General features: G+C 55.4%; 18 protein-coding genes, 2 tRNA genes, 2 rRNA genes and 1 pseudogene. 17 read left to right on the forward strand and 6 right to left on the reverse strand.

Features of this window, described 5'->3' with window-relative positions:
- From ACOTY9_RS16710 to dkgB, 4 genes are all read left to right on the forward strand, one after another.
- Positions 1–1845, forward strand: a 23S ribosomal RNA gene (locus ACOTY9_RS16710); the annotation flags it as partial.
- A 65-nt stretch (positions 1846–1910) separates the two neighbouring features.
- Positions 1911–2026 (forward strand): 5S ribosomal RNA (gene rrf / locus ACOTY9_RS16715).
- Positions 2027–2082: 56 nt separating this feature from the next.
- Positions 2083–2159: transfer RNA gene (locus ACOTY9_RS16720), tRNA-Asp, on the forward strand.
- 160 nt (positions 2160–2319) lie between these two features.
- A complete protein-coding gene (dkgB, locus tag ACOTY9_RS16725; protein WP_063861271.1) occupies positions 2320–3123 on the forward strand; it encodes a 2,5-didehydrogluconate reductase DkgB in 804 nt (267 codons plus the stop codon).
- A gap of 29 nt (positions 3124–3152) precedes the next feature.
- Here dkgB and yafC read toward each other — a convergent pair whose 3' ends face one another.
- Entirely contained in the window at positions 3153–4058 is a 906-nt protein-coding gene (yafC, locus tag ACOTY9_RS16730) for a DNA-binding transcriptional regulator YafC (protein WP_045281943.1), read from the reverse strand.
- Positions 4059–4162: 104 nt separating this feature from the next.
- Here yafC and ACOTY9_RS16735 point away from each other — a divergent pair, with 104 nt between their 5' ends.
- The 3 genes from ACOTY9_RS16735 (at position 4163) to ACOTY9_RS16745 (ending at position 7124) form a co-directional block, all read left to right on the forward strand.
- Complete coding sequence (locus tag ACOTY9_RS16735) at positions 4163–5338, forward strand: MFS transporter (RefSeq protein ID WP_023332149.1); 1176 nt, start codon at positions 4163–4165, stop codon at positions 5336–5338.
- 135 nt (positions 5339–5473) lie between these two features.
- The gene (locus ACOTY9_RS16740; protein WP_014882655.1) at positions 5474–6274 is read left to right on the forward strand and encodes an endonuclease/exonuclease/phosphatase family protein; all 801 of its coding nucleotides are present in this window, start codon (positions 5474–5476) and stop codon (positions 6272–6274) included.
- Positions 6275–6350: 76 nt separating this feature from the next.
- Positions 6351–7124, forward strand: coding sequence for a class I SAM-dependent methyltransferase (locus tag ACOTY9_RS16745; protein ID WP_117582218.1), 774 nt, complete (start codon positions 6351–6353; stop codon positions 7122–7124).
- A gap of 52 nt (positions 7125–7176) precedes the next feature.
- Here ACOTY9_RS16745 and mltD read toward each other — a convergent pair whose 3' ends face one another.
- Together mltD and gloB are read right to left on the reverse strand one after the other, a co-directional pair.
- A complete protein-coding gene (mltD, locus tag ACOTY9_RS16750) occupies positions 7177–8541 on the reverse strand; it encodes a murein transglycosylase D (protein ID WP_045134675.1) in 1365 nt (454 codons plus the stop codon).
- Between the two features lie 68 nt (positions 8542–8609).
- Positions 8610–9368: a hydroxyacylglutathione hydrolase gene (gene gloB, locus ACOTY9_RS16755; protein ID WP_045281945.1), complete on the reverse strand. Its 759-nt coding sequence runs from the start codon at positions 9366–9368 to the stop codon at positions 8610–8612.
- Positions 9369–9400: 32 nt separating this feature from the next.
- Between gloB and ACOTY9_RS16760 the strand changes: the two genes are divergently transcribed.
- On the forward strand, positions 9401–10117 hold the full coding sequence (locus ACOTY9_RS16760) for a class I SAM-dependent methyltransferase (protein WP_014882659.1): 717 nt from the start codon (positions 9401–9403) through the stop codon (positions 10115–10117).
- Here the strand turns inward: ACOTY9_RS16760 and rnhA are convergent.
- A pseudogene (rnhA, locus tag ACOTY9_RS16765) lies at positions 10118–10695 on the reverse strand (ribonuclease HI).
- Between rnhA and dnaQ the strand changes: the two are divergent.
- From dnaQ to ACOTY9_RS16810, 9 genes are all read left to right on the forward strand, one after another.
- Positions 10649–11380 (forward strand): DNA polymerase III subunit epsilon, encoded by a 732-nt coding sequence (dnaQ, locus tag ACOTY9_RS16770; RefSeq protein WP_032629739.1) that lies wholly within the window; start codon positions 10649–10651, stop codon positions 11378–11380. The pseudogene rnhA and the gene dnaQ sit on opposite strands and share 47 nt — an antisense overlap.
- Before the next feature lie 132 nt (positions 11381–11512).
- A tRNA-Asp gene (locus ACOTY9_RS16775) sits at positions 11513–11589 on the forward strand.
- Between the two features lie 379 nt (positions 11590–11968).
- A complete protein-coding gene (locus ACOTY9_RS16780; RefSeq protein WP_014882662.1) occupies positions 11969–12688 on the forward strand; it encodes a FadR/GntR family transcriptional regulator in 720 nt (239 codons plus the stop codon).
- The gene (locus ACOTY9_RS16785; RefSeq protein WP_348565962.1) at positions 12685–13698 is read left to right on the forward strand and encodes an ABC transporter ATP-binding protein; all 1014 of its coding nucleotides are present in this window, start codon (positions 12685–12687) and stop codon (positions 13696–13698) included. The genes ACOTY9_RS16780 and ACOTY9_RS16785 overlap by 4 nt, the downstream gene beginning before the upstream one ends.
- The gene (locus ACOTY9_RS16790) at positions 13695–14777 is read left to right on the forward strand and encodes an ABC transporter ATP-binding protein (RefSeq protein WP_176260336.1); all 1083 of its coding nucleotides are present in this window, start codon (positions 13695–13697) and stop codon (positions 14775–14777) included. Before ACOTY9_RS16785 ends, ACOTY9_RS16790 begins: the two co-directional genes overlap by 4 nt.
- Positions 14778–14779: 2 nt before the next feature.
- On the forward strand, positions 14780–16294 hold the full coding sequence (locus ACOTY9_RS16795; RefSeq protein ID WP_014882665.1) for an ABC transporter substrate-binding protein: 1515 nt from the start codon (positions 14780–14782) through the stop codon (positions 16292–16294).
- A gap of 18 nt (positions 16295–16312) precedes the next feature.
- Entirely contained in the window at positions 16313–17254 is a 942-nt protein-coding gene (locus ACOTY9_RS16800) for an ABC transporter permease (protein WP_348565963.1), read from the forward strand.
- A 2-nt stretch (positions 17255–17256) separates the two neighbouring features.
- Positions 17257–18132: an ABC transporter permease gene (locus ACOTY9_RS16805; protein ID WP_348565964.1), complete on the forward strand. Its 876-nt coding sequence runs from the start codon at positions 17257–17259 to the stop codon at positions 18130–18132.
- Positions 18133–18141: 9 nt separating this feature from the next.
- Positions 18142–19743, forward strand: a complete 1602-nt coding sequence (locus ACOTY9_RS16810) for a gamma-glutamyltransferase family protein (protein ID WP_014882668.1) — start codon at positions 18142–18144, stop codon at positions 19741–19743.
- Positions 19744–19797: 54 nt separating this feature from the next.
- On the opposite strand, the gene ACOTY9_RS16815 is transcribed toward ACOTY9_RS16810, so the two are convergent.
- Positions 19798–20568, reverse strand: a complete 771-nt coding sequence (locus tag ACOTY9_RS16815; protein ID WP_014882669.1) for an amidohydrolase — start codon at positions 20566–20568, stop codon at positions 19798–19800.
- A gap of 108 nt (positions 20569–20676) precedes the next feature.
- On the reverse strand, positions 20677–23121 hold the full coding sequence (gene fadE, locus ACOTY9_RS16820; RefSeq protein WP_348565965.1) for an acyl-CoA dehydrogenase FadE: 2445 nt from the start codon (positions 23119–23121) through the stop codon (positions 20677–20679).
- Between the last annotated feature and the right edge of the window lie 39 nt (positions 23122–23160).

Consider the following 23160-nt stretch of genomic DNA (forward strand, 5'->3'; position numbering starts at 1 on the left):
CTTAGAAGCAGCCATCATTTAAAGAAAGCGTAATAGCTCACTGGTCGAGTCGGCCTGCGCGGAAGATGTAACGGGGCTAAACCATGCACCGAAGCTGCGGCAGCGACGCTTATGCGTTGTTGGGTAGGGGAGCGTTCTGTAAGCCGTTGAAGGTGGCCTGTGAGGGTTGCTGGAGGTATCAGAAGTGCGAATGCTGACATAAGTAACGATAAAGCGGGTGAAAAGCCCGCTCGCCGGAAGACCAAGGGTTCCTGTCCAACGTTAATCGGGGCAGGGTGAGTCGACCCCTAAGGCGAGGCCGAAAGGCGTAGTCGATGGGAAACAGGTTAATATTCCTGTACTTGGTGTTACTGCGAAGGGGGGACGGAGAAGGCTATGTTAGCCGGGCGACGGTTGTCCCGGTTTAAGCATGTAGGCGGAGGTTCCAGGTAAATCCGGTACCTTTTTAACGCTGAGGTGTGATGACGAGGCACTACGGTGCTGAAGTAACAAATGCCCTGCTTCCAGGAAAAGCCTCTAAGCATCAGGTAACACGAAATCGTACCCCAAACCGACACAGGTGGTCAGGTAGAGAATACCAAGGCGCTTGAGAGAACTCGGGTGAAGGAACTAGGCAAAATGGTGCCGTAACTTCGGGAGAAGGCACGCTGATATGTAGGTGAAGCCCCTGCGGGTGGAGCTGAAATCAGTCGAAGATACCAGCTGGCTGCAACTGTTTATTAAAAACACAGCACTGTGCAAACACGAAAGTGGACGTATACGGTGTGACGCCTGCCCGGTGCCGGAAGGTTAATTGATGGGGTTAGCGGTAACGCGAAGCTCTTGATCGAAGCCCCGGTAAACGGCGGCCGTAACTATAACGGTCCTAAGGTAGCGAAATTCCTTGTCGGGTAAGTTCCGACCTGCACGAATGGCGTAATGATGGCCAGGCTGTCTCCACCCGAGACTCAGTGAAATTGAACTCGCTGTGAAGATGCAGTGTACCCGCGGCAAGACGGAAAGACCCCGTGAACCTTTACTATAGCTTGACACTGAACACTGGTCCTTGATGTGTAGGATAGGTGGGAGGCTTTGAAGCGTGGACGCCAGTCTGCGTGGAGCCGACCTTGAAATACCACCCTTTAATGGCTGGTGTTCTAACGTAGACCCGTAATCCGGGTTGCGGACAGTGTCTGGTGGGTAGTTTGACTGGGGCGGTCTCCTCCCAAAGAGTAACGGAGGAGCACGAAGGTTAGCTAATCCTGGTCGGACATCAGGAGGTTAGTGCAATGGCATAAGCTAGCTTGACTGCGAGAGTGACGGCTCGAGCAGGTGCGAAAGCAGGTCATAGTGATCCGGTGGTTCTGAATGGAAGGGCCATCGCTCAACGGATAAAAGGTACTCCGGGGATAACAGGCTGATACCGCCCAAGAGTTCATATCGACGGCGGTGTTTGGCACCTCGATGTCGGCTCATCACATCCTGGGGCTGAAGTAGGTCCCAAGGGTATGGCTGTTCGCCATTTAAAGTGGTACGCGAGCTGGGTTTAGAACGTCGTGAGACAGTTCGGTCCCTATCTGCCGTGGGCGCTGGAGAATTGAGGGGGGCTGCTCCTAGTACGAGAGGACCGGAGTGGACGCATCACTGGTGTTCGGGTTGTCATGCCAATGGCACTGCCCGGTAGCTAAATGCGGAAGAGATAAGTGCTGAAAGCATCTAAGCACGAAACTTGCCCCGAGATGAGTTCTCCCTGAGACTTTAAGTCTCCTGACGGAACGTTAAAGACTATGACGTTGATAGGTCGGGTGTGTAAGCGCAGCGATGCGTTGAGCTAACCGATACTAATGAACCGTGAGGCTTAACCTTACAACGCCGAAGCTGTTTTGGCGTGAGAGAGACGATTTTCAGCCTGATACAGATAACAGAATTTGCCTGGCGGCTTTAGCGCGGTGGTCCCACCTGACCCCATGCCGAACTCAGAAGTGAAACGCCGTAGCGCCGAGGGTAGTGTGGGGTCTCCCCATGTGAGAGTAGGGAACTGCCAGGCATCAAAGTAAGTGGTAAGCCGGTGCATAAATCCGGTGGTTACAAGCAGTCTTCGGTGGAGCGGTAGTTCAGTCGGTTAGAATACCTGCCTGTCACGCAGGGGGTCGCGGGTTCGAGTCCCGTCCGTTCCGCCACTTATTGAAAGCCCTGAGTTAACGCTCAGGGCTTTTTTCTTATCTGCTGTTTAATTATTGCGAAATGAGCAAAAATCCTCTGCGTTTTACGATCTTTTTCAATATAACAACGCCAGCGATAATCCTCCTCAGTTTACGAACATAATGATTGAGGAATACTATGACTCTCCCTGCATTTGGTCTGGGCACTTTCCGCCTGAAAGACGACGTTGTTATCGCATCTGTTAAAACGGCACTCGAGTTAGGCTATCGCGCAATTGATACGGCACAGATCTATGAAAATGAAGCTGCCGTTGGACAGGCCATTGAAGAGAGTGGCGTACCGCGTAACGAGATATTTATCACCACCAAAATCTGGATTGAAAACCTCAGCAAAGACAAACTGATCCCGAGCCTGAAAGAGAGTCTGAAAAAGCTGCGTACTGACTACGTGGACCTGACGCTGATCCACTGGCCATCACCAAACGATGCCGTTTCTGTAGAAGAGTTCATGCAGGCGCTGATGGAAGCGAAAAAGCAGGGATTAACGCGTGAAATCGGTATTTCAAACTTCACCATTCCGCTGATGGAAAAAGCCATTGCCGCAGTAGGTGCAGAAAATATCGCGACCAACCAGATTGAACTTTCACCTTATCTGCAAAACCATAAAGTCGTGGACTGGGCAACGCAGCACGGTATCCACATCACGTCATACATGACGCTGGCTTATGGTAAGGCGCTGAAAGATGAGGCGATTATACGTATTGCAGAAAAACATAACGCGACTCCGGCACAGGTCATTCTGGCATGGGCAATGGGCGAAGGTTATGCCGTGATCCCATCGTCAACCAAACGTGTAAACCTGGCCAGCAACCTGTCAGCGGTCGACCTTCATCTGGATGATGACGATAAAAAAGCGATCGCAGCACTGGAGTGCAACGATCGCCTGGTCAGCCCGGAAGGTTTAGCGCCTGACTGGGATTAAGTTTCACTAACCCTCTGTCGCCTTAACCCTCATACAGCTCCTCCGGGAGCTGTCTTTATATGTTCACTCAGGAAGTCAATAAAAGCACGAATCCGCGTACTCACCGCTCTGTCACTGTAATACACTGCGCTAAAAGGCATCTCGACCGGCAAACGTTTATCCGCCATCAGTTCCACCAGTTCACCTCGTTCAATCTCCTTATCTATCATATAGTCAGACAGGCACGCGATGCCGTTCCCTTCAAGACACAGTTGCTTTAGCGTTTCTCCACTGTTTGACGATAACCCACTGGTAATTTCATGAAGCTGACCATCACGACAGGCGACAGGCCAGGTGTTCAGTGATACCGGTTCCGTAAAGCCCAGACAAAGATGCTGCTTCAACTCTTCAACGGTCTCCGGTTTACCGTGCTCAGCAATGTACTGCGGCGACGCGATAATTTTTCGGTAGCTGGCAAAAAGCGGGCGGGCGCGCAAGCTTGAATCGGTCAGTGTACCGGCCCGGATAGCCACATCCACTTTACGCTCGATGAGGTTGATAAATGTCTCTGATGAGACCAAAGAAAGCGTCATCTCCGGATAGCGTTCACGAAAAGGTTTGATCAGCGGCATCAGAAAGTGCAGTACTACCGGCGTGGCCGCATCAATGCGCAGCAATCCCCGCGGCGTGCTGCGGCTTTCCATAATTTCTGTCTCTGCTGCAGCCATCTCCTGCAGCACCGACTGCACGCGGCGGAAATAACGCTCTCCTTCTTCCGTCAGGCTCAGTTGCCGCGTCGTCCGGTTGAGCAGGCTCACCCCAAGCTTCATCTCCAGCTTTTTCACTGAGCGGCTGATGGCCGAGTTAGCCTGTCCCAGCTGTTCGGCTGCCCGGCTAAAGCTACCGCTTTCAACAACGGCGACAAAGATTGTCAGCTCTTCTGACGTTGCTTTCATTGTTGCACCACCTGCAAAATTCTATTGATATTTTGACCATTTTTGTTATTTAAGCACTGGCGCATACTGCCTGTCATCTTAATCCTGATGATACGGAGTATTTTATGCCACTGGCGCTACTTGCCCTGACGATCAGTGCCTTTGCAATTGGCACGACCGAATTTGTTATCGTGGGACTGGTTCCCACCATTGCTAACCAGCTTGCGATCTCGCTGCCTTCCGCCGGATTGCTGGTGTCAATCTACGCCCTGGGCGTCGCCGTCGGTGCGCCTGTGCTGACGGCTCTGACCGGACGTTTTCCGCGTAAGCAGCTGTTAGTTGCGTTGATGGTGTTGTTCACCGCCGGTAACATTCTGGCCTGGCAGGCACCGGACTACACCACCCTGGTAATTGCCCGTCTGTTGACCGGCCTTGCACACGGCGTGTTCTTCTCAATTGGTTCCACCATTGCAACCAGCCTGGTCCCCAAAGAGAAAGCAGCCTCAGCTATTGCGATCATGTTTGGTGGACTGACCGTCGCACTCGTTACGGGTGTGCCGCTAGGCACGTTTATCGGACAGCACTTCGGCTGGCGTGAGACGTTTCTGGCCGTCTCCTTATTGGGGGTTATTGCCCTTGTTGCTAGCCTGCTGCTGGTACCGTCGACTATTCCAGGCCGGGCCAGCGCCAGCCTGAGCGATCAGCTAAAGGTGCTTACCCATCCGCGTTTGCTGATCATCTACGCGGTCACGGCTCTGGGCTATGGAGGCGTATTTACCGCCTTCACCTTCCTGGCACCGATGATGCAGGACCTGGCAGGCTTCTCCCCGAGTGCCGTGAGCTGGATTTTGCTGGGATACGGTATTTCCGTGGCGATTGGCAATATCTGGGGCGGCAAGCTTGCAGATAAACATGGTGCGGTTCCGGCGCTGAAATTTATCTTCGCCGCCCTGGTGGTTCTGCTGTTGATATTCCAGTTCACGGCGTCCATGCAATACGCCGCACTGATCACGGTACTGGTAATGGGTGTCTTCGCTTTTGGCAACGTGCCCGGGCTTCAGGTTTATGTTGTTCAGAAAGCGGAGCTCTATACGCCAAACGCCGTGGATGTGGCATCCGGACTGAACATTGCCGCGTTCAATATTGGGATCGCGCTGGGCTCCATTATTGGCGGACAAACCGTCGAACACTTTGGATTAACCCAGACACCCTGGATTGGTGCGGTGATCGTCCTTGTCGCTTTCCTGCTGATAGGGCTGAGTGGCCGCCTCGATAAACCTACTCGCGTAGCACTGGGATAACATCAGTAAGTGCTTGCTTACAAAACTGGAAAGCGGTTTCTCAGAAATTGCGTTGAAAGTGTGACCTAAAGTCCCTATAACATTAGAACCAGTCCGTTTTCGGGCTGGTTCATGTTACAGAGGCCGTTTCCAAAAGTGCGAAAAAATACCTATGCCATGCGTTATGTTGCCGGAATGCCCGCGGAGAGGATCTTGCCTCCGGGGTCGTTTGCGAGCATAAGCCAGGCATTACCCGCAGGGACACCGTTAAGCAGCGATGACAAAATTCGGGTACTGGTCTGGAATATCTTTAAGCAGCAGCGTGCGGAGTGGTTATCGGTACTCAAGAATTTTGGTAAGGATGCTCATCTGGTTCTGCTTCAAGAGGCGCAAACCACACCTGAACTGGTTCGGTTTGCCACAACGAACTATCTTGCTGCCGACCAGGTGCCGGCGTTTGTCCTGCCGCAACATCCTTCAGGCGTGATGACCCTCTCTTCAGCACACCCGGTTTACTGCTGCCCGCTGCGTGAGCGCGAGCCTATACTGCGTCTGGCGAAATCGGCGCTGGTGACCGTCTATCCGCTGCCGGATACCCGGATGCTGATGGTGGTGAACATCCACGCGGTAAATTTCAGCCTGGGCGTGGATGTGTACAGTAAGCAGTTACTTCCCATTGGCGATCAAATTGCCCACCACAGCGGGCCTATCATTATGGCCGGTGATTTCAATGCCTGGAGTCGTCCGCGCATGAATGCGCTGTATCGCTTTGCGCGTGAAATGTCTCTGCGTGAAGTCCGTTTTAGTGACGATCAGCGTAAAAAAGCCTTTGGTCGACCTCTCGATTTTGTCTTCTATCGTGGTCTGAGCGTGCATGATGCCTCTGTTCTGGTCACGCGCGCCTCCGATCACAACCCTCTACTAGTCGAATTCAGTCCCGGCAAACCTGATAAATAATGGTGTGTCAGGTCTGCCGTGGGGCAGGCCTGCGCGGGTGCTGCCCTTTTATTTTTAACCAACAAAGGACAGTACGATGACAACAACACACTCCCATCATGACAACGTAGAAAAACAGTTTGGCTCCCAGGCAAATGCCTATCTGACCAGCGCCGTGCATGCTTCAGGTCGTGACCTGCTGCGTCTCGGCGAACGTCTGGCAGCATTCCCGCAGGCGCACGTGCTGGATTTAGGCTGTGGGGCAGGGCATGCCAGCTTTACGGCTGCGCAGCAGGTGGCGAAGGTCACCGCGTATGACTTATCCAGTCAGATGCTGGATGTTGTTGCTGAGGCGGCGAGAGAGAAAGGGCTGAGCAACGTGGATACGCGCCAGGGGTACGCCGAGTCCTTACCGTTTGATGATGCCTCGTTTGAGGTGGTGATTAGCCGTTATTCCGCGCACCACTGGCATGATGTCGGCCAGGCATTACGTGAAGTCAAACGAGTCCTGAAGCCGGGCGGGATCTTCATTATTATGGATGTGATGTCTCCCGGGCATCCGGTGCGCGATATCTGGCTGCAGACAGTAGAAGCGCTGCGTGATACTTCCCACGTACAAAACTACTCCAGCGGAGAGTGGTTATCGCTTATCACTGAAGCGGGGTTGATTACCCGGATGTTAACAACAGATCGTTTGCCGCTGGAATACCCTTCGTGGATTGCCCGTATGCGTACCCCGGAAGCATTAAGTCAGGCGATTCGCCTCTATCAGGAGAGTGCCTCTGCTGAGGTAAAAGCGTACTTTGAATTGCAGGAGGATGGATCGTTTACCAGCGATACCATCATGGCTGAAGCGCAAAAAGCGGGATAAACAAAAAAGGCACCGAGGGGAATCGGTGCCTTTTTATCTTTCGATCGTGTAATCAGGAGTCTGGCGTAGCGCTGTTCTTCACAAACAACGTCAACTGGTCGCCTGGTTTCAGATTGTCAGTATCATTGTTCCAGCGCATTACATCTTTGATGTTCACGCCATGTCGTTTTGCGATACTGGACAGTGAATCGCCTTTACGTACGCGATAAGTGATGCTATCGCTGTTGCTGGCGAGACGCTGTGCGCTGCTACCTGCGCCTACCGTCAGAGTTTGACCCACTTTCAGACCTGAGCTGCGCAGATCATTCCACTGCTGCAGATCTTTCGCCGTCACGCCAAGACGTGATGCAATGCCAGAAAGCGTATCACCTGAACGCACCTTATAGCTGCGGCTGTTAACGGATGAAGCATCGGCGATCAGCGTTGACTGAACGGCGGCAATCTCACCCGATGCTAAAGACTCACGCAATTGCTCAGCATGTTTCTGCGGAACCATCACATACTGTGGGCCGCTAGCCCCCAGCGTTGAGCCTTTAACGCCTGCATTAAAGGTTTTAAGTTTACTTACCGACATACCCGTCATATCAGCAACCTGTTGAATATCCACAGGGTTGCTGAGGCGAACGCGCGCCAGTGCACGACTTTCGTCTGGTGTTGGCAGTTGTACACCGTAACGCTTGCTGTTCTTGAGAATATCGCTCAAGGCCAGCATCTTCGGTACGTAAATCTTCGTTTCCTGTGGCAGTGAGAGCGACCAAAAATCGGTGGATTTACCCCGTGCTTTATTCGCTTTCATTGCCTTCAGTACACGACCCTCGCCACTATTATACGCTGCGACCGTTAACAGCCAGTCGCCGTCAAACATCTTATTCAGACGTTGCATCATGTCGAGAGCGGCTGTCGTTGAAGCGACAACATCCCGACGCGCATCATAGTTGCGGGTCTGTTTCAGACCATAGTTTCGCCCGGTGCTCGGAATGATCTGCCAAATGCCTGCGGCATTGGCGCCAGACGTCGCGTGTGGGTCAAAAGCGCTCTCCACTATGGGTAGGAGTACCAGCTCCATAGGCATGTTACGTTTCTTAACTTGCCCGGCTATCCAGTACATATACGGCTCTGCCCGTAACGTTACATCGTGGAGATAGCTCTTATTTCTTAAATACTTCTGCTTCTGTTCGCGAATCCGGCTGTTTTCCGGAATTCCCATCTTTAGCTCGTCGCCAATAGAGGTCCACAAGTCTTGCTCCTGCGCGAAAGATGTCCCATCGTCCATCCATCGCGCCGAACTTGTAAACTTCCCTGCTTCCCCTTGACCAGCTGCAGAAAGGCTCTGTGCGTGCTGTTGTACGTTGCTGCCGTTCTGCGACTGGCAACCTACAAGCAGGACAGAGGCGAGTAATATCGCTTTTGCCTTCATGTGTGTGTCAATAGTTGCTTAAAAGACGAGCGATGATAACGGCGAAATTTTGAAAAGGCAACCCGCATTTATCTGAAGTTATCTTTCTTTGACCTTAACCATGCAAATCGCTGTTCTGGTTGTTGCAAATTTGTTTCTTGGTTAATTTTATTAATTAAATCAATATCATCTGTTCGCAGAAATAAATTAATTCGGCGCTCATTTTTCAGAATTGCGGGTAGTGTATTTTGGTTTTTTGCACGTAACTCCTTCACTTTGTGATAATAATCCTGAATCGCCCGATCCTCGGGTAAGAGGCTCACCGCAAACTTCATATTCCCTAATGTATACTCATGGGCACAACATATAAGTGTGTCATCGGGTAAAGCACTAATCTTTTGTAAAGACTGATACATCTGTTCTGGTGTGCCTTCAAAAAGTCTTCCGCAACCGCCTGAGAAGAGGGTGTCGCCACAAAAAAGATAAGGTTTACTGTAGAAACACAGATGTCCCAAAGTGTGACCTGGCGTAGCAAATACGGAAAACTCCCACTCACGGATGTGGATATTTTCGCCCTCATTGACTACTTGCGTCGTTCCCTTATCTTGTGTCTCAGCCGGTCCGTAAACCACAAGATGCGGAAAATGAGCGCGCAGTTCCGGCACGCCGCCAGTGTGATCGTTATGATGGTGCGTCAACAGTATGGCTTCTGGCTGCCAGCCGTTCTCCTTTATTGCATCAAGCACAGGGGCGGATTCGCCGGGATCGACAATGACGCATCGACGATCGTTATCGACCAAAACCCAGATGTAATTGTCCTGAAAAGCAGGAATACTGATAAGATTCATACATTACCTCTTATAGCGTGGCGGGTGTTTTGATGAAACCGGCAAGGATACCTCAGACTGTCGCAGCACCGGAACGTTGGGCGGAATTGCCCTGGGGTGAATACTATCGCGAGGCGCTTGAGCAACAGCTGAAGCCCTGGCTCGCGAAAATGTATGGCTTTCACCTGCTTAAGATTGGCAATCTCAGCGCAGAAATCAATACCGAAAGCTGCGCCATCTCACATCAGGTCAATGTCTCTCTCGGCGGATCGCCGGTTCAGGTGAAGGCTGACCCATTGCATCTACCGTTTGCGGAAAAATCCGTAGATGCGTGTCTTCTTGCCCACGCGCTGCCCTGGTGCAGCGATCCTCATCGTATGCTGCGTGAAGCCGATCGCGTGCTGATTGATGACGGCTGGCTGATACTTAGCGGTTTTAATCCGCTGAGTCTGATGGGGTTACGTAAGCTGGTGCCTGTATTGCGCCGAACGCCACCCTATAACAGCCGGATGTTCACCATGATGCGCCAGCTCGACTGGCTGTCACTGCTCAACTTTGAAGTGCTCAACTATGGCGGTTTTCAGGTACTGCCGTGGGCACGTCAGGGGGGAGTTTTATTGAGTACGCATTTGCCCGCATTAGGCTGCATGCAGTTTATCGTCGCGCGTAAGCGAACCATCCCTCTGACGCTTAACCCCATGAAGCAGAGCAAATCGAAAACGCCCATCCGCCAGACCGTTGGCGCAACGCGGCAGTACAGAAAACCCTGATCAGGATTCAGGCTGGTAGCCAGTATCCTCATGGGCCGGATTTGAGGCCGCCGCGCGCGCCAGTTCATCGCAGCGCTCGTTTTCCGGGTGGCCGGCGTGGCCTTTAACCCACTCCCACTTAATCTCGTGCTGGCCCAGTGCCGCATCAAGGCGCTTCCAGAGATCGACGTTCTTCACGGGCTTCTTGTCTGCAGTTTTCCAGCCGCGTTTTTTCCAGTTGTGGATCCACTGGGTGATACCCTGTCGCACGTACTGGCTATCCGTACTCAACACCACGTCGCAGTGTTCTTTTAAGGCTTCCAGCGCCACAATGGCCGCCATCAACTCCATACGGTTGTTGGTGGTCAGGAAATACCCTTCGCTAAAAGTTTTCTCATGCTGACGATAGCGCATAATCGCGCCGTAGCCGCCGGGTCCTGGGTTCCCGAGACAAGATCCATCGGTGAAAATTTCTACCTGTTTACGCATCTCTGGTAGACTTCCTGTATTGAAACGTTCAGTTAAACGATAAGTCTGACATAAATGACCGCTATGAGCACTGCAATTACTCGCCAGATTGTCCTCGATACCGAAACCACCGGTATGAACCAGATCGGCGCGCACTACGAAGGGCACAAGATTATTGAGATCGGTGCCGTTGAAGTGGTGAACCGTCGTCTCACGGGGAACAACTTCCACGTCTACCTCAAACCCGATCGGCTGGTGGATCCAGAAGCGTTTGGCGTTCACGGTATTGCCGATGAGTTCTTGCTGGATAAACCGACCTTCGCTGAGGTGGCAGACGAGTTTCTCGACTACATCAAAGGCGCTGAGTTAATCATCCATAACGCGTCGTTCGATATCGGCTTTATGGACTATGAGTTTAGTAAGCTCCATCGCGATATTCCGAAAACCAATACCTTCTGCAAAGTGACCGATAGCCTGGCGCTGGCGAGGAAGATGTTTCCCGGCAAGCGTAACAGCCTCGATGCACTCTGTTCACGTTATGAAATAGACAACACCAAGCGAACGCTGCACGGGGCACTTCTCGATGCCCAGATTCTGGCTGATGTCTATCTGGCGATGACCGGCGGTCAGACGTCGATGAAATTCAGCATGGAAAATGAGTCGCAGCAGGCGCAGGGCGAAGCGGGCATCCAGCGCGTGGTCCGTCAGGCAAGTCGTTTACGGGTTGTTTTAGCCAGTGATGAAGAGTTACTTAACCATGAATCCCGTCTCGATCTGGTACAGAAGAAGGGTGGCAGCTGTATGTGGCGCGCCTGAAAAAACGCCATAATGTCTGTAAAATCATCGGTTGGGCGATTTTTGCAGCAAACGATTCAAAACGTGAGAAAAAGCGTTGACGAGATCGGAAGCACACCGTAATATGCGCCTCGTTCCCCAAACGGGAACAGTGGAGCGGTAGTTCAGTCGGTTAGAATACCTGCCTGTCACGCAGGGGGTCGCGGGTTCGAGTCCCGTCCGTTCCGCCACTATTCAGAAGGCCTGAATCAGAAATGATTCAGGCCTTCGTCGTTTCAACAGCCTGTGTCTTTATTCCCCCTTTCTTTTCATTAACAAAATGTTAATTTATGTGGTGCAATTAATTAACATTTGCTCAGCATTAGTGCGTTATTTGCACTGTATTTGTGCATTCTTTCGCCCAGCCACTTTTTGGCCTTCATCAGACTGTGTCGCTTTGTAAAAATAATTTTCATGAAATCATTCGCTTACAGTAGATATCGTGAAAGTTTTTGAACCAATAAATAATTGGTTCGGTTATTGCTTAATCATTAGCACGATAAGGTTCATTCCATATCAATAACTTATCGTTAATAAAAAGAAAATAATGATGATAGCGAGCGAACCAATTTGGAAAAACCGTCACGGTTTCTGGCCAATTCCAGTACCGCGCTTGAGCAGTTGCGCGGGCTTATCAACCAGCATGAGTCAACACCAGGCACTCCGCTGCCCACAGAACGTGAGCTGTCGGAAACTCTCGGCGTCGGACGACGCGAAGTGCGTCGCGCGCTGGATGTGCTGGAAGAGGAAGGACGGATCTGGCGTAAACAGGGTAAAGGCACCTTTATTGGTCCCGCTGCCCCTGTTGAACCGCTGGCGCTTCAGGGATTGGTTCAGCAAACCAACCTGCTGGAAGTTATGGAAGCTCGTCTACAGCTCGAACCCGGCTTAGCCCGGCTTGCGGCACTGCGTGCCACCAGGGAAAACCTCGCGCTCATGCAGCGCATGCTGGAACGCATCGACAAGGTCAGCCCGGATGACCGCGATCTCAACGAACTGTGGGATAGCGCCTTTCACCGCGCTATTGCCGAGGCTGCGGGCAACCGCCTGATGCTTGGCCTGTTTGACGCGATTGATGCCGTGCGGCGCGAACCGGGCTGGCAGCATCTGCGCGAATTAGCCCGCACGCCCGAACGTGTCGACAGCTATAACGACCACCATCACAAGATCATGTCTGCGATTATCCATCGCCAGCCTAATGAAGCAGCTGCCGCCATGCGCGAACACCTGCTTAGCCTGCAAACCGCCCTGATTCAGGCGATCCACCTTGAGGACGACTTCACGCTATGACGACGATCCCGTTTAAGGACACCACGCCTGTACTTCGGCTGAATAATCTCAACGTTAAATTTTCCGGCTCGCCGGTTAGCGTACTGGACGGCATTTCCCTGACGGTCAAAGCAGGCGAGACGCTGGCGCTGGTGGGAGAGTCCGGCTGCGGGAAAAGTATCACCTCACTGGCGCTGATGGGGTTACTGCCCGCCAGCGCGCAGATTGTCAGCGGAGAGATGCAGTTTCGCCGTCACGATCTGCGAAAGCTCTCGCCGCGGGACTATGCCGATTTGCGCGGCAGCGAGCTGGCGATGATTTTCCAGGAGCCAATGACCTCGCTCAATCCCGCTTTCACATTAGGCGATCAGCTCAGTGAAGCGGTCATGCGTCACCAGAGCGTTTCCCGCACAGAGGCGATGAAGGTCGCGCTGCAGATCCTGGAGAAGGTGCAGATCCCCGCGGCGGAGATGCGCCTCAAGGCTTACCCGCATCAGCTTTCCGGCGGTATGCGCCAGCGTGTGATGATTGCCATGGCGCTGATCAACCATCCTAAATTACTGATTGCCGATGAACCGACTACCGCGCTCGACGTCACCATCCAGGCGCAAATCCTCACCTTGCTCAACACCCTCAAAGAAGAAACCGGCACGGCGGTCCTGATGATCACCCACGATTTAGGCGTGGTGGCCGAAGTCGCCCAGCAGGTGGCGGTAATGTATGCCGGGCAGGTGGTGGAGCAGGGGAGCGTCGAGGCCATCTTTGCCGACCCGCAGCACCCGTACACCATCGGCCTGATGGGCTCAATCCCTTCGCTGGGCGCACGTAAAGGCCAGCTCTCCACCATTCCCGGGTCGGTCCCGCTCCCGGAATCCATGCCGAAAGGCTGTCGTTTTGCGACGCGCTGCCCGTTTGCGCAGTCTCGCTGCCATGATGAAAAACCGCCGCTCAACACGCTCGGCGCGGGTCATCAGGTCGCCTGCTTCCGCGTGCCGCTCGAACTCCACATTGCCCTGGGAGAGACCGCATGACTACGCCAATTCTTGAAGCCCGTGACCTCAGCAAGCGCTTCCCTGGTCCGAAAAAACTCTTTTCACCGGCCCGGTTTGTTACGGCGGTCGATCGCGTTTCGCTTGCCGTGATGCCGGGTGAAACGCTGGCAATTGTCGGCGAGTCTGGCTCCGGCAAATCCACCCTTGGGCGTCTGCTGCTGCGCCTGCTCGCCGCCAGTGAAGGGCGCGTGTTTTACCAGGGTGAGGAGATTACCGACGCCTCGGGCACCCGTCTGAACCAGCTCCGGCGTGAGCTGCAAATTATTTTCCAGGATCCGTTTGCCTCGCTGAACCCGCGCATGACGGTGGAGCAGATCGTCGGTGAGCCGCTGTGGCTGCACCAGAACATGAAGAAAGCCGATCGTCAGTACCGCGTCGCCGAACTCCTCAAAACCGTTGGCCTGCCTGCCGCCTGGGCCGGGCGCTATCCGCACGAATTTTCCGGCGGCCAGCGCCAGCGTATCGGCATTGCGCGCGCGCTGGCCTCGGGACCAAAACTGTTGCTTGGCGATGAACCCGTCTCTGCGCTGGATGTTTCCGTCCAGGCGCAGGTCGTCAATTTGCTGGAAAGCCTGAAGCACCAGCTCGGGCTGACGATGGTGATCGTTGCCCACGGCCTGGCGGTGATTCGCCATATGAGCGACCGCGTGGCGGTCATGTATCTCGGGCAAATCGTTGAACTTGCGACCGTCGACGAGATCTTTGACGCCCCGCTGCACCCTTATACCCAGGCACTGATCGCCTCGGCACCACAGATGCAGCCGGGCATTGAACGCGACGCACCGCTGCTGCAGGGGGATCTGCCGAACCCGGCGAGCCCTCCATCCGGCTGCCGTTTCCATACCCGCTGCCCGTATGTTACCGATGAATGCCGTCAGGTTGAGCCAATTAATCAGGTGCTGGACGGTGGACGTCAGGTTGCCTGTCACCGCTGGCAGGACATCAATCGCGATCGCAGTGTTATTCAGATAGCACCGCCATCCGCAGCTTTTCTGCGCCGCCGCGCGCTGTTTGAACACGCGGCCACTCACTCCTCCCTTCCTTCAAGGAACTCATGATAATGACAATGCGTAATTCTCTTTTGACCGTACTGGGAAGTGTTATGTTGCTTGGCGCGGCGCTGCCCGCCCATTCTGAAAGCGTGCTGCGAATTGGTCTGGGAGCTGACCCGGACATGCTCGACCCGCATCTGGCGCGCACCTACTATGGCCGCTTTGTCTTTGCTTCCCTGTGCGACAGGCTGGTGGATGTCGACGAGCATCTGAAAGTGGTGCCAGGTCTGGCGAAGTCGTGGGCCTGGAGCGATGACGGCAAAACGCTGACCATGGATCTCCGTGAGGGGGTGACCTTCCATGACGGCGAGAAATTCGACGCCGCTGCTGCGAAATACAACCTCGACCGTGCGTTGACCCTAAAAGGCTCCCTGCGCAAAAGCGAGATCTCCTCGGTGGAATCGGTAGAGGTCACCGGTCCGATGCAGATTGCGCTGCACCTGAAAACCCCTGACGCCGCGCTGCTGATGCAGCTGACTGACCGCGCGGGCGCGATGATGGCACCCGACGCGGCGAAAAAGCCTGACTTTGCCGCCCATCCGGTCTGTTCCGGTCCTTATAAGTTTGACAGCCGCGTGTCCCAGGACCGCATTGTTCTGACTCGCTTCGACAATTACTGGAATAAAGACGCCTACCACTTCGACAAAATTATCTATCTGCCGATCCCGGACGCCTCCGTGCGCCTCGCGAACCTGCGGGCAGGCGATCTCGACCTGACCGAAGGCATTGCGGCCAGCGACGTTAAAACCGTTGAAGCCGACAGCAAGCTGGCGCTGGCGAAGGTAACGGGTCTGGGTTACCAGGGTATTACCTTCAACATCAATAACGGCAAGGTCCCGGCGAACGATCCGTTCAGAGATGCCCGCGTACGCGAGGCATTTTCGCAGGCCATCGACCGTGATGCGCTAAATCAGGTGGTCTTTGAAGGGCTATACACGCCGGCAAACCAGGCGTTTTCCACGGTGAGCCCATATCACGTCAATTTGCCGGTTCCGCCCCGTGACGTCGATAAAGCCAAAGCGCTGCTCAAAGCGGCAGGCGTCACCACGCCGCTGACCGTCAACCTGCTGGTGCCGAACAACCCGACCTCGCAGCAGGTGGGTCAGGTTCTGCAGGCAATGGTTGCCGAGGCCGGCTTCACGCTCAACCTGCAGATGACCGAATTCGCGACGCTGCTGGATCGTCAGCAGAGTGGTGATTATCAGCTCAGTTTCTCCGGCTGGTCGGGCCGCCCGGACCCGGACGGCAGCATCTACGGCTTTGTCCATAGCAAAGGCACTCTGAATGACGGACGCTACAGCAACGCGCAGGTCGACGAATGGCTGACTCAGGCGCGCCAGAGCACCGACCAGGCCGCACGCCAGCCGCTGTATGACAAGGTGGTGAAACAGCTGCAAACCGACATGCCGATTGCCTACCTCTACTTCGAGCCGCGCATTTTTGGTCTGAACAAGCGCGTGCAGGGCTTTAAGCCTTACCCGGACGGCATCGTGCGTCTGGCGGGTTTGACGCTGGCGAAATAAACGTCCTGAGGAGAACCCATGCTGGAACTGATTTGCAAACGTCTGCTGCTGGCCATCCCGACCCTGCTGCTGGTGAGCATGATGGTGTTTGGCCTGCAAAAACTGCTGCCCGGCGACCCGCTGATCGCCATGGCCGGGGAGGAGCGCGATCCGGCGGTTATCGCCCAGCTGCGTGCTGAGCTCAATCTGGATGCGCCCATTCCTGTGCAGTATTTCAACTGGCTAACGCGCGCATTGCAGGGCGACCTGGGGGTCTCCTTACGCACGCACGAACCGGTGACGCAGCTTATTGCCAGCAAGCTGCCTGTGACGCTGGAGCTGTCGCTGCTGGCGATGATTATCGCGCTGGTATTTGGCATTAGCATGGGGATCCTCGCGGCAGTGAACAAAAACAGTTGGATCGATCACGGGGCGAACTTTGTGGCGATCTCGGGGATCTCGATCCCCCATTTCTGGCTGGGGATCCTGCTGATTCTGGTCTTCTCGGTGAAGCTGCAGTGGCTTCCCGCGTCCGGCTATGTACCGTTCAGTGAGGATCCGGTGCAAAACCTGCGCACGCTGCTGCTGCCCGCAGCCGTTCTCGGTACAGGGCTGGCGGCGACGCTGATGCGCCATACCCGAGCATCGATGATTGCGGTCCTGAAAGCGGATTACATCCGCACCGCGCGCGCGAAAGGATTACTGCCGAAAGCGGTGATCTTAAAGCACGCGTTTCGCAATGCGCTGGTGCCGGTGATCACCCTTACGACGCTGCTGTTTGGTGAGCTGCTGGGCGGTGCGGTGCTGACCGAGCAGGTCTTCACCATTCCCGGCTTCGGCAAGATGATCGTCGATTCGGTATTTAACCGAGACTACGCGGTGGTGCAGGGCGTGGTGCTGATCGTGGCGATCGGCTTCCTGCTGCTCAACCTGCTGGCTGACGTGCTCTACGTTCTTATCAACCCGAAAATGCGAGGTTAACCATGGCGGAACTGACGACGCAAACCGCTGTGCCCGCGCAGCCGCGCGCGCAAAACCGGGTGCTAAAGAAATTCCTCGCCAATAAAAGTGCGGTGATTGGCGCGGTGGTGGTGGGCTTCTTTGTGCTGGTGGCGCTGCTGGCGCCGTGGATTGCCCCGTTCGACCCGGTCAAAGCCAACTTCCTGGCGGTGCGTAAAGCGCCGTCGGCAATGTACTGGTTCGGCACCGACGAGCTGGGGCGCGACATTTTATCCCGCATTATCTGGGGGGCGAGAACCTCGCTGATGGCGGGCTGTATGTCGGTCGTTATCGCGGTAGCGATCGGCGTGCCGCTGGGGCTGGTAGCGGGGTATTTCCAGAAGATGTGGGATGGGGTTATCTCGCGCTTCATTGAAGCGCTGCTGGCCTGCCCGTTTCTGATCATGGCGATCGCGCTGGGGGCATTTTTAGGCCCAAGCCTGACCAACGCGATGATCGCCATTGGCCTTTCCGCGATGCCGATCTTCGCCCGTCTGACGCGTGGGCAGGTGATCGCCATCCGCAACGAAGAGTACATCGACGGCGCGCGGGCGATTGGACTGCCGGATCGCTGGATCATCATCAAATACGTGCTGCCCAACGTGATGTCACCGATCCTGGTACAGGCCACGCTGGCGATTGCCTCGGCGATTATCGCCGAAGCCAGCCTGTCGTTTTTAGGGTTGGGGCAGCAGCCGCCCAATCCGTCCTGGGGGTCAATGCTCAACACCGCGAAAGGTTTTCTTGAGCAGGCGCCGTGGATGTCCGTTTTCCCCGGCGTGGCAATTTTCCTTGCCGTGCAGGGCTTCAATTTACTTGGCGACGGGCTGCGCGATGCGCTCGATCCGCGCCACGACTAAGGAGTCATGATGACTAAAGCGCTTGATTTTACGTCCGGTTACGAATCACGACGCCCGCCGATGATGGGCCATAACGCCGTTGCCACTTCGCAACCGCTGGCGGCGCAGGCAGGAATGAAAATGCTGCAGCTGGGCGGTAATGCCGTTGATGCGGCGATCGCCACCGCGATGGCGCTGACAGTAGTCGAGCCGACCGGTAACGGGATCGGCAGTGATGCCTTTGCCATCGTCTGGGACGGTGAAAAACTTCACGGTCTGAACGCGTCGGGGCGCTCACCGGCCAGCTGGCATGCGGATCTCTTTGCCGGAAAAACGGCGGTACCCGAAATCGGCTGGGACGCCGTGACCGTGCCCGGTGCGGTATCCGGCTGGGTCGCACTGGCAGAGCGTTTCGGCACGCTGCCGCTGACCACGCTGGCGCAGCCAGCCATTGACTATGCGCGAAACGGTTTCCCGGTTTCGCCGCTGATTGGCCATCTCTGGCAGCGCGGCTACAACAAGCTGAAAGATCAGCCTGGCTTCAGCGCCTGCTTCGCGCCGGAAGGCCGCGCGCCGCGAGTGGGGGAGATCTTCCGTAATCCGGCGCAGGCGAATTCGCTGGAACTGATAGCGAAAACCAACGGCGACGCGTTTTACCGCGGCGAGCTGGCGCAGAAAATTGCCGCCTTCGCCAAAGAACACGGCGCGCATTTGACGGCTGAAGATCTCGCCAGCCACCGCGTGGACTGGGTAGACCTGCTTTCACGCGACTTCGCGGGTGGTTCGGTGCAGGAGCTGCCGCCAAACGGCCAGGGGATCGCCACGCTGATTGCGCTGGGTATTCTGGAGCAGTGCGGCATCGAGCAGCATCATCCGGACTCCGTGCAGTCTCTGCATTTGTCCATTGAAGCGATGAAGCTGGCGCTGGCGGATCTCGACCGCTACGTGGCGGATGAAGATCATATGGCGTTCGCGGCCAAAGAGCTGCTGAGCGATCATTACCTGAAATCGCGTGCGGCGCTGATCAACCACGAAAGCGCCTCTGATTTTGTCTACGGTTCACCCACCCAGAGCGGTACGGTCTACATCAGCACTGCGGATGCCAGCGGGATGATGGTCTCCTTTATTCAGTCCAACTATATGGGGTTTGGTTCAGGGATCGTGGTGCCAGATACCGGGATTAGCCTGCAAAACCGGGGCTGTGGTTTTTCGCTGGATCCTAATCATCCAAACGCGCTGGCGGGCAGCAAGCGTCCGTTCCACACCATCATTCCGGGCTTTGCGATGGACGGCAACGGCAAGCCGTTGATGTCCTTCGGCGTGATGGGCGGCCCGATGCAGGCGCAAGGACACATGCAGATGGCGCTGCGCATTATGCTGCACGGGCAAAACCCGCAGGCGGCGATTGACGCTCCGCGCTGGCGCGTGGTGCAGGGCAGGGAAGTGATCGTCGAATCAACGTTCGATCGCAATACTATCGCCGCGCTGCGCGAACGCGGACACCAGATCGTGGTGGAAGATCCGCTGCAGGATTATAACTTCGGCGGTGCGCAGGTGATTTATCGCCTTCCGGAAGGGCATTACGTGGCTGCGACGGAGAGCCGCAAAGACGGGCAGGCGTTGGTGAGTTAAACGCGCGATCAACATTTGTAGGCCGGGTAAGGCGTAGCCGCCACCCGGCTTTTTTTACCCGATGCTAAACGGATCCGCATCCTGCCAGGCCGGAAACTTCTCCCGATACTCCTTCAGCGCGGTCAACGATAGCTCCGCATCAATTCGCGTTGCCTGATGCGGCTCGGCAGTCGCAATAATCTCACCCTGCGGATTTACCACCCGGCTGTCGCCGCGGTAGTGATGCCCGTTGCCATCCGTCCCCACACGGTTACAGCCCACCACATACGCCTGGTTCTCAATGGCGCGCGCCACCAGCAGCGACTGCCAGTGCAGCGAGCGCGGTGCTGGCCAGTTGGCGACATACAGCGCCAGGTCATAATCGTTGCGGTTGCGCGACCACACCGGGAAGCGCAGGTCGTAGCAGACCAGCGGCAGAATGCGCCAGCCGCGCCACTCGAATACCACGCGCTCGTTACCCGCTTCATAGTGATGATGCTCATCCGCCATGCGGAACAGGTGGCGTTTATCGTAAAAATGCACTTTCCCTTCCGGCTCAACCAGCAGAAAACGGTTCACTGGCCCGCGCTCGGTTTGCAGGGCGGCACTACCCGCGATCAGCGCGTTTGTTTGCTGCGCTTTGGTATGCATCCAGGCGACCACGTCATCCTGAGGCATTGATTGCTTAGCTGCTTCCATGGCGAAGCCGGTGGTGAACATCTCCGGCAGGACAATCACATCTCGTCCGGTAATCTCTTCCAGTTGACGATCAAAGTGGCGCAGGTTGGCAGGGCCATCCATCCACACTAAAGGTTGCTGCAAAATCGAAATCTTCAAACCCGGCACGATACAGACTCCTCAAACGACCCCTTTTTGACACTGTAGCACGTCATTACGAGAAAATGTGGCAATAAAAAACCCCGCGCGCGGCGGGGTTTGTCAGAACGAAACGGGTTATGCCGCTTCAGGTTTTCGGTGCTTCTCTGGCAGCTTTACCGGCTGTGTTGCCAGCTCGTCCGGTTCGAAATCATCGACGTTAATACTGCGCAGACGGCTCTCTTCGGCTTTCACCAGAATTGCTGCTTCAGCATTATCGATAATGCCACCTGACAGCGCCTGTTTCGCCAGTTCATCCAGACGGGTGAACGGCAGGTTTTTGCCCAGTTGTTTGCAGATCTTCTGATGAATTGGGTCGGCGGCCATTACATCAAGCAGCGCCTCTTCCAGCAGACCCACCGGGTTATGTGGCGTAGGGGCCAGGTACTGACCACGGCCGATACGGGAGCGTGTCGCGCTTGGTACCTGCAGGATTTTCGCCACTTTGTGGTCCAGCTTGTCGGACGGTGCCAGGTGGTGACGTCCGGTCGGGAAGATCACCACGCGCAGGGCGCCTGCGACAAAGCGGTTCGGGAAGTTCGCCAGCAGATCTTCAATCGCCTGTTCTGCCTGATACATCGCATCCTGAACGCCCCAGTGTACCAGCGGCAGATCCGCTTCCTGACGCCCTTCGTCGTCGTAACGCTTCAGGACCGCAGAGGCCAGGAAAATCTGGCTCAGCACATCCCCCAGGCGGGCAGAGATACGCTCGCGACGCTTCAGGCTACCGCCGAGAACGGCCATGGAAACATCCGACAGCAGAGCCAGGTTGGCGCTCAGACGGTTCAGATGCTGGTAGTAACGTTTGGTCGCATCGCCGGTTGGCGTCGCGCTGGTAAGACCGCGCGTCAGGCCCAGCCAGAAGCTACGCACCTTGTTGCTACCCACGTGACCGATATGTTTGAACAGCAGCTTATCGAAGGCATCCACGTCATTATTCTGCGCAGCGGCCATCTCTTCCAGCACGTACGGATGGCAGCGGATTGCGCCCTGACCAAAGATCATCATGCTGCGGGTCAGGATGTTGGCCCCTTCCACGGTGATGGCAATCGGTGCGCCCTGATAGCCGCGCGCCAGGAAGTTGCCTTCGCCGAGCATAATGCCTTTACCGCCTGCGATATCCATCGCGTCAATGATCGACTGCTGCGCGCGGTGGGTACAGTGGTATTTCACAATCGCGGACAGCACGGCCGGTTTTTCGCCCAGCATGATGCCGTAGGTAATCAAAGATGCGGCGGCATCCATCACGTAGGCATTACCCGCGATACGCGCCAGCGGCTCTTCGATACCTTCCATCTTGCCGATGGAGATTTTGAACTGACGGCGGATGTGGGCGTATGCACCAATCCCCATCGCCACAGATTTCAGGCCACCGGTAGAGTTCGACGGCAGGGTAATGCCGCGGCCAACCGACAGACATTCCACCAGCATACGCCAGCCCTGACCGGCCATTTTCGGACCACCGATGATGTAATCAATCGGCACAAAGATGTCCTGACCGCGGGTTGGACCGTTCTGGAACGGCACGTTCAGCGGGAAGTGACGGCGACCAATTTCAACGCCTGGGGTAGAGGTTGGGATCAGCGCACAGGTAATGCCCAGATCTTCTTCGCCGCCCAGCAGTTTTTCCGGGTCAGAGAGCTTAAAGGCCAGACCCAGCACGGTGGCGATTGGCGCCAGGGTGATATAACGCTTGTTCCAGGTCAGGCGCATGCCCAGCACCTGCTCGCCCTGCCACTCGCCCATGCAGACCACGCCGGTATCCGGGATCGCGCCTGCATCGGAACCCGCTTCCGGGCTGGTCAGCGCGAAGCAAGGGATTTCCTGACCACGCGCAAGACGCGGCAGGTAGTGATCTTTCTGCTCTTCGGTACCGTAATGCTGCAGCAGTTCACCCGGGCCTAAGGAGTTAGGCACGCCAACGGTAATCGCCAGGATCCCGGAGACGCCCGCCAGCTTTTGCAGGACGCGAGCCTGAGCGTAAGCGGAGAATTCCAGACCGCCATACTCTTTCTTGATGATCATCGCGAAGAAGCGATGTTCTTTCAGATACGCCCACAGCTCTGGCGGCAGATCGGCCATTTCATGGGTGATGGCAAAGTCGTTTGCCATGCGGCACGCTTCTTCCACCGGGCCGTCAATAAAAGCCTGTTCTTCAGCGGTCAGACGCGGCTGCGGATAGTTATGCAGCTTTTTCCAGTCCGGGTTGCCCTGGAACAGGTCGCCTTCCCACCAGGTGGTACCGGCATCAATCGCTTCTTTCTCAGTCCGCGACATTGGCGGCATCACTTTGCGGAAGCCTTTGAACACCGGCGCGGAGATCATCGACTTACGCATCGGGGTAAAGTTAAACGGCAGAAGAATGATGGCCAGCGGAACTAAAAGCCAGATATTCCACAGACCAGCGACGCCAAGTGCAGCCGTCCAGGCCAGCAGAATCACACTACTCAGGAATAAACTGACGCGGTGATAGAACAACACACCGAGCAGTACAACAGTTGCGAGAATGCTCAAAATCATCATAAAGAAAAGCTCCCTTGCTTGTAGGAGGTCTGACCACTT

This window comes from Enterobacter cloacae complex sp. SHL012, from assembly GCF_049237505.1.
Lineage (GTDB): Bacteria > Pseudomonadota > Gammaproteobacteria > Enterobacterales > Enterobacteriaceae > Enterobacter > Enterobacter kobei.